Annotated in this window: 10 protein-coding genes; 4 read left to right on the top strand and 6 right to left on the bottom strand. The window is 70.4% G+C overall.

Features of this window, described 5'->3' with window-relative positions; all coding sequences use genetic code 11:
- Positions 1-117: 117 nt before the first annotated feature.
- From MKL20_RS12030 to fliI, 3 genes are all read right to left on the bottom strand, one after another.
- Positions 118-1,179, bottom strand: a complete 1,062-nt coding sequence (locus tag MKL20_RS12030; RefSeq protein ID WP_243972947.1) for a lysylphosphatidylglycerol synthase domain-containing protein — start codon at positions 1,177-1,179, stop codon at positions 118-120.
- Positions 1,180-1,375: 196 nt separating this feature from the next.
- Positions 1,376-1,783 carry a flagellar export protein FliJ gene (gene fliJ, locus MKL20_RS12025; RefSeq protein WP_092042766.1) on the bottom strand — a complete coding sequence of 136 codons (408 nt, stop codon included), beginning with the start codon at positions 1,781-1,783 and terminating at the stop codon, positions 1,376-1,378.
- 149 nt (positions 1,784-1,932) lie between these two features.
- Entirely contained in the window at positions 1,933-3,285 is a 1,353-nt protein-coding gene (fliI, locus tag MKL20_RS12020) for a flagellar protein export ATPase FliI (RefSeq protein ID WP_244036850.1), read from the bottom strand.
- A 421-nt stretch (positions 3,286-3,706) separates the two neighbouring features.
- Here fliI and ctrA point away from each other — a divergent pair, with 421 nt between their 5' ends.
- Entirely contained in the window at positions 3,707-4,408 is a 702-nt protein-coding gene (gene ctrA / locus MKL20_RS12015) for a response regulator transcription factor CtrA (protein ID WP_147857559.1), read from the top strand.
- Between the two features lie 73 nt (positions 4,409-4,481).
- Here ctrA and MKL20_RS12010 read toward each other — a convergent pair whose 3' ends face one another.
- Complete coding sequence (locus MKL20_RS12010) at positions 4,482-5,249, bottom strand: trypsin-like serine protease (protein ID WP_244036875.1); 768 nt, start codon at positions 5,247-5,249, stop codon at positions 4,482-4,484.
- Between the two features lie 85 nt (positions 5,250-5,334).
- On the bottom strand, positions 5,335-6,732 hold the full coding sequence (gene cysS / locus MKL20_RS12005) for a cysteine--tRNA ligase (protein ID WP_244036849.1): 1,398 nt from the start codon (positions 6,730-6,732) through the stop codon (positions 5,335-5,337).
- A 309-nt stretch (positions 6,733-7,041) separates the two neighbouring features.
- On the opposite strand from cysS, the gene MKL20_RS12000 reads away from it, so the two are divergent.
- Positions 7,042-7,389 (top strand): hypothetical protein, encoded by a 348-nt coding sequence (locus tag MKL20_RS12000; RefSeq protein WP_243972953.1) that lies wholly within the window; start codon positions 7,042-7,044, stop codon positions 7,387-7,389.
- A 9-nt stretch (positions 7,390-7,398) separates the two neighbouring features.
- On the opposite strand, the gene MKL20_RS11995 is transcribed toward MKL20_RS12000, so the two are convergent.
- Positions 7,399-7,914: a CreA family protein gene (locus tag MKL20_RS11995; protein WP_243972955.1), complete on the bottom strand. Its 516-nt coding sequence runs from the start codon at positions 7,912-7,914 to the stop codon at positions 7,399-7,401.
- A 163-nt stretch (positions 7,915-8,077) separates the two neighbouring features.
- Here MKL20_RS11995 and MKL20_RS11990 point away from each other — a divergent pair, with 163 nt between their 5' ends.
- Complete coding sequence (locus tag MKL20_RS11990) at positions 8,078-9,130, top strand: DUF2865 domain-containing protein (RefSeq protein WP_244036848.1); 1,053 nt, start codon at positions 8,078-8,080, stop codon at positions 9,128-9,130.
- A gap of 77 nt (positions 9,131-9,207) precedes the next feature.
- Positions 9,208-11,235, top strand: coding sequence for an OmpA family protein (locus MKL20_RS11985; protein WP_244036847.1), 2,028 nt, complete (start codon positions 9,208-9,210; stop codon positions 11,233-11,235).
- The last annotated feature ends 4 nt before the right edge of the window (positions 11,236-11,239 follow it).

Raw genomic sequence — 11,239 nt, 5'->3', positions numbered from 1 at the left:
GTAGCGAAGCAACCCAGGGCGGCGCGCGCTTCCAGACTGACGCGTGTCCCTAGGTCGCTTCGCTGGGCTCGCGATGACGATGCGGGTCGATCGAATGAGTGGCCCAGGTGGTCCCCGTCAGATCGCCTTCTGCTTCAGCTCCCGCTCCAGCTCGTGCGCGTCGAGACCGGGCACGACCACCGGCGGCTCCGGCACGGTCGAAGGCACCGTGGCCGGCGTCGCGATGGCGGCGGCGAGGCGGGAACGCTCGAACAGCACCACGACGACAACCGAGATCAGCGCCGGGATCCAGAAGTAGAAGATCCGGAAGATGATCACCGCCGCGATGATGGCGTCCTTCTGGGCGTCGTCGGTGATGTGCATCGCGGTGATGAACACGATCTCGAACACGCCGAGGCCGCCCGGGGCGTGCGAGGCGAGCGCCACCGAGAACGAGGCCAAGAAAATCGCGAGCACCGGGATGAAGCCGGGGTTCATCGCCTCCGGCAGGGCGAAGTAGATGATGCCCGCCGCGCCGAGCAGCTCCAGCGGCGCCGCCAGCAGCTGCCGGGCCATGATGCCGGGCCGGGGATATTCGAGCTTGAACGAGCGGATGTGAAGCGGCCGAAGGTGCAGGATCGAGCCGAGCACATAGAGCGCCACGAAACCCAGCATGCCGATGCCGACAACCAGGGCCGTCTTCGGGTCGGTGAGGAAGCCCGGAAGCCGGCCTTCGAGCCGCGTCAGGAGGTTCGGATCCACCACCAGGGTGAAGCCGCCGAGCAGGATCGTGCCGAGGAAGAACGTGAACGAGCACAGGGCCACCAAGACGGCGACCTGGGCGGCCGACAGGCCCTTGGCCGTGTAGGCCCGGTAGCGCACCAGGGCGCCGGAGAACACCGAGGCGCCGATATTGTGCGACAGGGCGTAGGTGGTGAACGAGCACAGCGAGACGAACAGCCACGAGATGTGGCGCACGCCCAGGTGCAGCAGCGCGATCCGGTCGTACCAGGCCAGCGCGGCGTAGGCGACCAGCGTCGAGACCGCGGCGAGCAGGATGCGATGGGGCGGGATCGCCAGGATCGCGGACCAGATCGCCGACAGCGATGTGGTCTTCAACTCTTGATAGAGAAAGTAGCCCGATACGACGACTGCGGCGAGGCCGATCAACGGCCAGATGAACTCGCTGAGCTTCTTCATGTACACCGACGCCCCGGGGAGAGCCCCTGATGCGCCGCCCTGCAACGCGCCGCAAGCGGATCGAGGCCATCCCGATCCCCTTGTCAGGCGATCATGACGGTTTCGTGCCGCGTTGCCGGCACATCACACGCGGACTCGGAGAACCGGGCGCCGCACGGGGTTCAACGCGTGGGTGCGTGAAGCCCCTTCGACCACGTCAGCCGCGAGCGCGGTTGAGGCCGATCCCGTCCATCGCGGCCTGATCCCGAATCGCGTCGGCGGCACGCTCGGCGGTGCGCTCGCGATCGTTCAGGATCTCGACCTTCTTCAGTTCCTCGAACGCCTCGCCGAGTTCGGCCTTGGCCTCGGCCAGCTGGCCCTCCAGCGCCTGGGCGGACTGGCGCATGTTGTCCCGGCGGCCGGCGGCGGCGCGGGCATAGGTCGGGTAGGCGAAATGCCCGACATCGGTGATGCCGGCGCGGGCTTCCTCGACGGCGACCTCGCGGTCGAGTTCCACCGCCATGCGCTGGAAGTCGGCCATCATCATCTCGATCTGGGTCACACGCCGCCGCTTCTCATCAACCTGGAAGCGACGCAGCCGGATCAGCGTGTCACGCGATTTCATTGGGACGCTCACTCCACGCAACGCTCAGGGCCGCGCCAAGGACCGTACCCGGCCCGTGCCCTGAACAGGATCGCAACGGCGAACCTGCTCAGACCCTAGTTCCGCATCACTCAATGCACCCGAGCGGTTACCGCTTCGCTGCATGATGCCTAGGCCCCGCCGATGATCTGGCTGAGCCGTGCGTAACCATCGCCGATGGACGTTGCTTCTTCCTTACCCTGCCCCAGAAAAGCCTCAAGCTGAGGCATGAGCGCCACGGCCTCGTCGACCTCCTGGGAGGAGCCCGCCCGGTAGGCGCCGAGCCGGATCAGTTCCTCCATGTCGGCGTAGGTCGACAGCACCCGCCGGGCCTGGCGGACCAGCGGCAGGTAGGTCGGATCGCAGGAGCGCGGCATGGTCCGGGAAACCGAGCGCAGCACGTTGATCGCCGGATAGCGCCCGCGCTCGGCGATGGCCCGCTCCATGACGATGTGGCCGTCCAGGATGCCGCGGACCGCGTCGGCGACCGGCTCGTTGTGGTCGTCGCCCTCGACCAGCACGGTGAACAGGGCCGAGATCGTCCCGGCGCCCACCCCGGGTCCGGCCCGCTCGAGCAGGCGCGGCAATTCGGAGAACACCGTCGGCGTGTAGCCCTTGGCGGTGGGCGGCTCGCCCGCCGCGAGGCCGATATCGCGCTGGGCCATGGCGAAGCGCGTGATCGAATCGATCATGCACAGCACCTTCGCGCCCTGGTCGCGAAAATGCTCGGCCACCGAGAGCGTCACGTAGGCGGCGTTGCGGCGCATCAGCGCCGGCTCGTCCGAGGTCGCCACCACCACCACCGAGCGGGCGAGGCCGGCGGCGCCGAGATCGTCCTGCAAAAACTCCTGAACCTCGCGGCCGCGCTCGCCCACGAGGCCGATCACCGCCACGTCGGCGGCGGTGTAGCGGGCCAGCATCGACAGCAGCACGGACTTGCCGACGCCGGAGCCGGCGAAGATGCCCATCCGCTGGCCGGCGCACATGGTCAGAAAGGTGTTGATGCACCGGACCCCGAGGTCCAGCGGTCCGCCGACCCGGGCGCGGGCATGGGCGGGGGGCGGGTCGGCGCGGAGCGAATAGACGTCCGGCCCCTGCGGCAGCGGCCCGAGCCCGTCGACCGGGCGACCGAGGGCGTCGACCACCCGCCCGAGCCAGGCGGCCGAAGGACGGATCGCGCCGGCTGATTCGTCGCGCACATAGGCCGGGCAGCCGCGGCGGACCCCCTCCAGGGATCCGAACGGCATGGCGAGCGCCCGGTCACCCTGGAAGCCGATGATCTCGCACGGCACCAGCCCGAGGCCGTTGGCGCCCTCCACGTCGATCCGGCCGCCGAGCCGCATGGCCGCCACCGGCCCGGCCACCTCGACCAGCAGGCCGCGGATCGCCACCACCCGGCCGAACGTCTCCAGCACCTCGATCCGATCGAGGGCGGCCTGCGCCGCGGCGAGATTGGTAACGGACCTTGCCGGAACCTGTGTCATCCGCCTCGCTCTCAACGCTTCGTTTACCGGCCTCCTTAACACTGAGGTCATCGGGCTCGTAGCGGCCCGATCCGGGCTCCCGCGGCTTTTAACGCTTCACGAAGTCGTGGGGCTGTGGCCGCAGGATCACAGCCGGGATCGGGTCGTTACGGGGGAAGCACTTACGCCCCAGGTCGCGGGCGTGCCGATCGCGGACGGACCGGAATCACAGCCCCGGGCAGGCGTGGAGGGACCTCATTCCTCCCGTCAAGCTCGCGGGCCGGTGAACGAGACGCTTGCGGGTGGGAATCAGGTTTTGTTAACGATTAATCCATAGCGTTCCACGTCAAGAGCGACGGAGCGCCCGTCCACAGGCCGGTGGCGGGTGATCGGTGGGGACGTGTCTGCGCGCTGATGCGGCCGGCGGGGCTGGGGACCGACGATGCGGGTACTTTTGATCGAGGACGATAGCGCGACCGCGCAGAGCATCGAGTTGATGCTCAAGTCCGAGAACTTCAACACCTATACGACCGACCTGGGCGAAGAGGGGATCGACCTCGGCAAGCTCTACGATTACGACATCATCCTCCTCGATCTGAACCTGCCCGACATGTCGGGCTACGAGGTTCTGCGCAACCTGCGCGTGGCGAAGGTGAAGACGCCGATCCTGATCCTCTCCGGCATGGCCGGCATCGAGGACAAGGTGAAGGGTCTGGGCTTCGGGGCCGACGATTACCTTACCAAGCCGTTCCACAAGGACGAGCTGGTGGCCCGCATCCACGCCATCGTGCGCCGCTCGAAGGGCCATGCCCAGTCGGTGATCACCACCGCCGACCTGATCGTGAACCTCGACCAGAAGACCGTCGAGGTCGGCGGCGCCCGGGTGCACCTGACCGGCAAGGAGTACCAGATGCTGGAACTCCTCTCGCTGCGGAAGGGCACGACGCTCACCAAGGAGATGTTCCTCAACCATCTCTACGGCGGCATGGACGAGCCGGAACTGAAGATCATCGACGTGTTCATCTGCAAGCTGCGCAAGAAGCTCGCCAACGCCAGCCAGGGCAAGAACTACATCGAGACCGTCTGGGGCCGCGGCTACGTGCTGCGCGAGCCGATGGATGCCGAAGAGCGCATGGCGGTCTGATCCGTCACGGGTCATCCCCGTCTTGAAAAACCCCGTGCGGCTCGGCCGCGCGGGGTTTTCGCGTGTTTGGGACTTACCGAACCCCGGTCCCGGAAAAGACCTGGGCGGCCGGCGCGACCACCACGTAGCCGCCGCACGGGGCGGTCCGGGTGATCACGGCGCTCGCCACGCCCCAGACATAGGTGCCGCCGCGATCCTGCGCGACGACGGGACCGCCGGAATCGCCGAAGCAGATCCGGGCGCCGTTCGCCCGGGCGATGGTCAGGCCTGTGTTGCTCGCCGCCACCGGCGTCAGGCTGGCGGTGCGCAGGCGCCCGACGCCGCGCCCGGACAGGCCGGCACCCGCGATCCGCAGGCTCTTCGGGATACGGCGGGGATCGGCCGCGAGCGGCACCGGCCGCCGGTCGCGCACCGGCTCGGTCAGGCGCAGGACCGCGAGGTCGAGGGACAGGTCGGCGAGGCTCACGTCGGGGGCCGCGTTCGGCAGCATCTCGCCGGGATCGGGGCTGTAGCGAGCGGCGACCCGCGCCCCGTAGACCGGCCGCGCCGGCTCGGTGCCGCGGAAGAACACCACGAGCGCGCCGAGCGGATCGCCGTTCACGCAATGCGCTGCGGTGAGCACCAGGTCCGGCGCGATCAGGATCCCGGTGCACCGGGTGAGGTTCAGCGCTTCCTCGGGCTGGGTGATCGTCCCGATCGCGACGGTGGCCTGCGCCAGCGCATCCCGCCCCGCCGGCGCCCCGCCGTCGATAGCCGCGGCCGGCCCCGCCAGACCGAGCCCGATCGCGGAGGCGCCTAGAGCGGCTGCGAGCCGCGTCCCGATGGTCCCGACACTGATCACGCGCAAACCCTGCTGCTCCGAGCCCCGCCATCAGAGATGCGGCACCAGGCACTCGGCGCAATCGGGCGAGAGGACGCGGCCCAGCTCAGCGCGCCACCGTCCAGGTGCTGGTGCCGTCCTTGTTGTCCTTCACTGATACGCCCATGGCGGCGAGCGCGTCGCGGGCCCGGTCGGAGGCGGCCCAATCCTTCGCGGCCCGGGCGGCCCGGCGCTCGGCGATCAGAGCCTCGACGGCGGCGACATCGATCCCGGCGGCGGCGACCTGATCCTGCTCGCGGTCGCTGCGGGTGCGCGTGAGCAGGCCGAACAGGTTCGCGCCGGCCCGCAGCGAAGCCGCCTCGTCGGAACCGCCGCCGGCAAGGCCGTGCAGCGCGTTGATCGCCGCCGGCGTGTTGAGGTCGTCGCAGAGCGCGTCGAGAACCGAGCTCGGCACCGCCTCGGCGGCCGGCCTATCCCCGGCGGCGTTGTACCAGCGGTCGAGCACGCGGCTCGACTCCTCAAGTCCGCGCAACGTCCAGTCGATCGGCTGCCGGTAATGCGTCTTGAGCATAGTCAGGCGCACGACCTCGCCGGGCCAATCCTTCAGCACGTCGCGGATGGTGATGAAGTTGCCGAGTGACTTCGACATCTTCTCCCCCTCCACCTGCAGGAAGCCGTTGTGCAGCCAGACATTGGCCATCACCGGCGTCCCGAAGCAGCAGCGCGATTGCGCCACCTCGTTCTCGTGGTGGGGGAAGATCAGGTCGATGCCGCCGGCATGGATGTCGAAGGTTTTGCCGAGGTGCTTGGCCGACATCGCGGAGCACTCGATATGCCAACCTGGACGCCCGGGCTCGGCGATGCCGGCGGGCGACGGCCAGGACGGCTCGCCGGGCTTCGACGGCTTCCACAGCACGAAATCGAGGGGCGAGCGCTTGTAGGGCGCGACCTCGACCCGGGCACCGGCCTCCATCTCGTCGAGGGGACGCTTCGAGAGGCGGCCGTAATCGGGCATCGCCGGCACGTCGAACAGCACGTGCCCTTCGGCCACGTAGGCGTGCCCCCCGGCGACCAGCGCGTCGATCATCGCGCGCATCTCGGCAATGTGATCGGTGGCCCGGGGCTCGATGAAACGGGGCGGTTCGCCCGGCACATTCACGTCCTCGGGGCTCAGCACGCCGAGATCGCGCAGGTCCCGGTGGAACTGCGCCAGCGTGCCGTCGGTGAGTTCGCGGATCGTGATGCCGCGCTCGGCCGCGCGGGCATTGATCTTGTCGTCCACGTCCGTGACGTTGCGGGCGTAGGTGACGTGCGCCGGCCCGTAGAGATGGCGCAGCAGCCGGAACAGCAGGTCGAAGACGATGATCGGGCGCGCGTTGCCGATATGGGCCGCGTCGTAGACGGTCGGGCCGCAGGCATACATCCGCACCTGGGCGGGATCGATCGGCGCGAACGCCTCCTTGGCACCGGTCAGCGTGTTGTAGAACCGCAACATCGGCGCCATGAAACCCATCCCCTTCCGGCGCCGCGGCCGAAATCCGGCGCCGCGCCGTCGCCGGAAAACCGGCCCTGCCCTCAACGACCTGCGGGCTCTGCGACACGAAGAGCGGCCGAACCATGGCGGCTCACGCCCTGCCGCAGCCGCCCGCTGTTGCACTGCGGCGACGGTGCCGCCCGCTCGATGGGGCTAACGCAAAAGCGTGAGGAATTCGAGATGGCCCTCACGAGCGGCGGGTAAGCCTTCCTTAACCGCGCCGTCGGACCGTCCGGCCCAAGCTCCTCACACCTAAGATACTGCACACAAGGACCTTCGATGCGACGCACGGCCGCCGGTTACTTCGTCATCGCCGCTTGCCTGGCCACGGCTTGCCTCGCGCAAGGTGCGTTCGCCGGCAGCGACGGCGAGACGCCCGCGAAGGTGCCGGCCCATGTCGAGAAGACGTTCCTGATCCCGTCGAGCGACGGCTACGGCGTCGGCGACTGCTTGACGACCCCCGGCAGCGAATGCGGCCAGGTGGTCGCCAATGCCTGGTGCGAGGCGCAGGGCTACGCTGCCGCCAACACCTTCGGGATCGCCGCGGCCGACGAGTATACCGGCGCCATCGAGCAGCCGATCGCGACCCCGACCGAGCGCCCGATCCGCATCACCTGCCGGGACTGACGCGCGCCGTCAGCCCTTCACGAAATCCGAGCATTTCGGCGCCGGCTCGGTGCCCCAGGGCGCCAGCGGCACCGCCGAGGTCGAGTTCTTCGGCGACCCTTGGATGACCTTATCCGAATAGACCATGTAGATCAGCGTGTTGCGCTGGGCGTCACAGCCGCGCACGATCTGCATCGACTTGAAGATCAGCGAACGCCGCTCGCTGAACACGACCTCGCCCTGGCCCAGCTTGCCCTTGAAGGCAATCGGCCCGGTCTGGCGGCAGGCCAGCGAGATGTCGGAGACGTCCTCGGCCAAGCCGAGCGTCCCCTTGATGCCGCCCTTTTCCGGCTGCGTGTACCAGCAAGCGACCCCCGACACGGCCGGGTCGTCGATGCCGTAGACCACCAGCTTGTCGTTGGGGGTCAGCGGCCGCCAGACCGTGGATTTGGAGAAGATCCGGTCCGGCTCCTGGGCCGAGGCCGGTCCGGCCGCCGAGAGGCCGAGGGCGACAAGCCCAACATAGGTGAGACTCCGAAACCACATCACGGGTCAATTCCCTGCCTGAGCGCGCCGCCCCGATGTAGGAGGGGTGTCGCCACCTTGCGAGGGGGCGTACACTCAAGCTGCTTCGGTCCCGAGGCCGGGGCAGAACAGCGCCCGACCAGGGTGGATTGCGGCATTTCCGATCAACGCGATGCAGCAGCCGATGCTTGACCGTCCGATCGTCCGTTCGCTCGGCCGCCTCATCTTGAGCGCGGCGTTGGCGTGCGGTCTGTCTCTCAGCCTCGACACCGCGCGGGCGCAGGATGCTCCGCCGAGCCCGCCGGTCGCCGGAGAAGCGAGGCCGGGCGTGCCGCAGCTTCCGTCGCCGCTCTGCCGGCGCTACCGGGCCGAACTCGCCTCCGTCCAGAACGGCGCCAGCACGACCCGGGCGCTCAACGACGAGATCGGACGGCTGGAAGCGTATTTCCGCGGCCTCAGCTGCGAGGGCGGCAAGTTCCTGTTCTTCGACACCCGCCCGCCCCAGTGCGGCGCCGTGGAGCAGCGCATCCGCGCCCTCAAGGCGACCTATGGCGGCGCGGTGTTCGACGACAGCGGCGCCCGCAAGCGCGAGTTGCAGGGGCTTGTCACCGCCAACTGCCCGGCCCGGGAAACCTACGTCTCCACCGGCGAGGCCTATGCCAAGGGCGGCCCGCAGATGGTCTGCGTGCGGACCTGCGACGGCGGCTTCTTCCCGATGCGCAACCTGCCCGAAGGGCGCGGCGGTGCCGACGAGATGTGCCAGGCGCTCTGCCCCGGCACCGAGGCCCAGGCCTATGCGATGCCCTACGGCGACGAGGCGCTGAAGCACGCCGCCTCGGTGAAAGGCAGCCGTGCCTATGTGAGCCTCGCCAACGCGTTCAAGTTCCGCAAGGAATTCGTCCCGAACTGCTCCTGCAAGCCGCAGAACCAGACCTGGGCGCAGTCCCTGGTGAAGGCCGAGAGCATGCTGGTGCGGCACAAGGGCGATATCTTCGTCACGCCGATGCAGGCCGAGGCCCTGTCGCGGCCGAAGGTGCGCCTGACCCTGGTCGGCCGAGCCGACCGGACCGCGGCCGAACTCGCCGCCGACGCCGCCGGACGCGCCGGGGTCGAGTTGAATGCCGGCGCGGCGGAGAAGGCCGGCGAGGCCAAGCTGGCGGGCACCAAGCCCGACCATGTCGCGGTGCGGATCATCGCCCCCGACATGATCGCGGTGCCCCAGCGGCTGACGCCCTGACGGAGTCTTGAGCCGCCGGCTCGGAACCATAGGCCGCGCACGGGGTTCGGGTCGGCTCGATCCGAAACGAGGCCCCGATGCGGCTGCTGCGACTGATCCTCCTCACCGGCACGGTGCTCCCGGGCCTGACCCTGGTGCAGCCCGCGGTCTCATCTCCGGACCGGATGCTCCTGGCCCAGGGCGGCCCCGACGAGCGCGGCCCGCGCGGCGGCGGCGAGCCTCCGCATGGTGGCCCCCGCCCAGAACGGCCGCCGCAGGAGCGTCCCGGGCCGCCGCCCGGTCCACCGCCCGCCGCACGTGAACGGCCGGAGCCGCGCCCCGAGCGCGCCCCGCCGCCGCGGGAGCGTCCCGAGCCACCGCGCGAGCGCCAGCCTCAGGCCGAGCCGCCCCCGCGCGAACGTGCTCCCGAGCGCCGGCCCGAGCCGCCTGCGGCCCGTCCGCCCGCGCAGGAGCGCCGGCCGGATCGGGGGCCGGACAGCCAGGAACGCCCCGGGCCGGAGCGTCCGGCGCCTGAGCAGCGGCGCGCGCCCGATCGGCCCGCGCCGGAACGGCTCGGACCCGACAGGCAACCGGCGCAGCGGGATCTATCGCCTCCGCCGCCACCCCGGTCGACGCCGGAGCGTCCGCCGCAGCCGCAGCGTGCGCCGGATCAGGACCGCCGGGCGCCCGACCCGGAGCGGGCGGTGCCGAATGCCGCGCCGAACGCTCCGGCGCAGCGCCGGGATGCTGCTCCTGATCGCGAGGCACCGGCGCAGCGCCCCGGCGGCCCAGGCGCGCCACCTCCGAGCGCGGCCCCCGGCGTGCCGGGTCGGCCCGTGCAGCGGCCGGACGCCCAGCCGGGCGCTCAGCCCCAGCCGAATGCTGGCCCCGGCGCAGAGCCCGGTCGACCCGTAACGCCCAACATGGCCCCCGGCGTCCCCGGCCGGCCCGTCCAACGCCTGGAAAACCCGCCCGGCGTCCAGCCGCAGCCCGGCGCCGAGCCCGGTCGCCCGGTGCCGCCGAACATGGCGCCGGGGGTACCCGGCCGCCCCGTCCAGCCGCCCGCGCCACCGCCCGGCGCCGACGCCCCGCCCCCGCCGCCCGGCGCCCAGCCGGGTCAGCCGCCGGGGGGCGGCCTGGGCGCGCGCGGCGCGTTCAACACGCCGGGCCAGCCCGGCTACGTTCCGGGCGGTTTCCGGACGGACGACGACGTGCGCGACTACGATCAGGTCCGCCGCGACCGGCGCGAATTCAGCGAGGGCGGCCGGACCTATTACCGGGAGCCCGGGCGGATCATCGTCCGGGATCGCGACGGCTATCTGATCCGCCACGACGAGAACGAGCGCTTCCGGGATCTCGACCCGCGCGGCTTCCGCTCCGAGCGACGCGGCGCCGACTTCTACAGCTTCATCGACCGGCCGGGCGGCGAGCAGATCGTCACCGTCACGGACGATGACGGGCGGATGCTGCGCCGCTACCGCCGTTTTCGCGATGGCCGCGAGGTGGTGATCATCGACAACAGCACGGCCGGCCCGCCGCGCCCGATCTACGACGACGTGGTCGTGCTGCCGCCCCCCGACATCCGCATCCCCCGCGACCGCTACGTGGTGGAATACGAGCAGGCGGACGAGGGCGCGGTCTACGAGGCACTGACGGCCCCGCCGGTGGTCGCCGTGGACCGCCGCTACACCCTGGATCAGGTCCGCTACAGCCCGGACCTGCGCGCCCGGATGCGCTCGGTCGATATCGACACGATCACCTTCGACACGGCCTCGTTCACGGTCACGCCGGACCAGGCGGCCCGGCTGTCGGTGATCGCCGCGGCGATCAACCGGGCGATCCGCGCCAACCCGCAGGAGGTCTTTCTGATCGAGGGCTACACCGACGCGGTCGGCTCCGACATCGACAACCTGTCCCTGTCGGACCGCCGGGCGCAGTCGGTGGCAACCGTGCTGACCCAGCAGTTCCAGGTCCCGCCGGAGAACCTGACCACCCAGGGCTACGGCGAGCAGTCCCTGAAGGTGAACACGCAGGGCGCCTCCCGGGAGAACCGCCGCGTCACGGTCCGGCGGATCACGCCGCTGCTGCAGCAGGGGACGGCGCAAGGGGCGCCCCCGCCGCGCTGAGCGG

Origin of the sequence: Methylobacterium sp. E-066 (genome assembly GCF_022829635.1) — a bacterium.
Taxonomy (GTDB): domain Bacteria; phylum Pseudomonadota; class Alphaproteobacteria; order Rhizobiales; family Beijerinckiaceae; genus Methylobacterium.
Note: the sequence above shows the minus strand (reverse complement) of the source record. Positions and strands in the feature narration are given on the sequence as shown.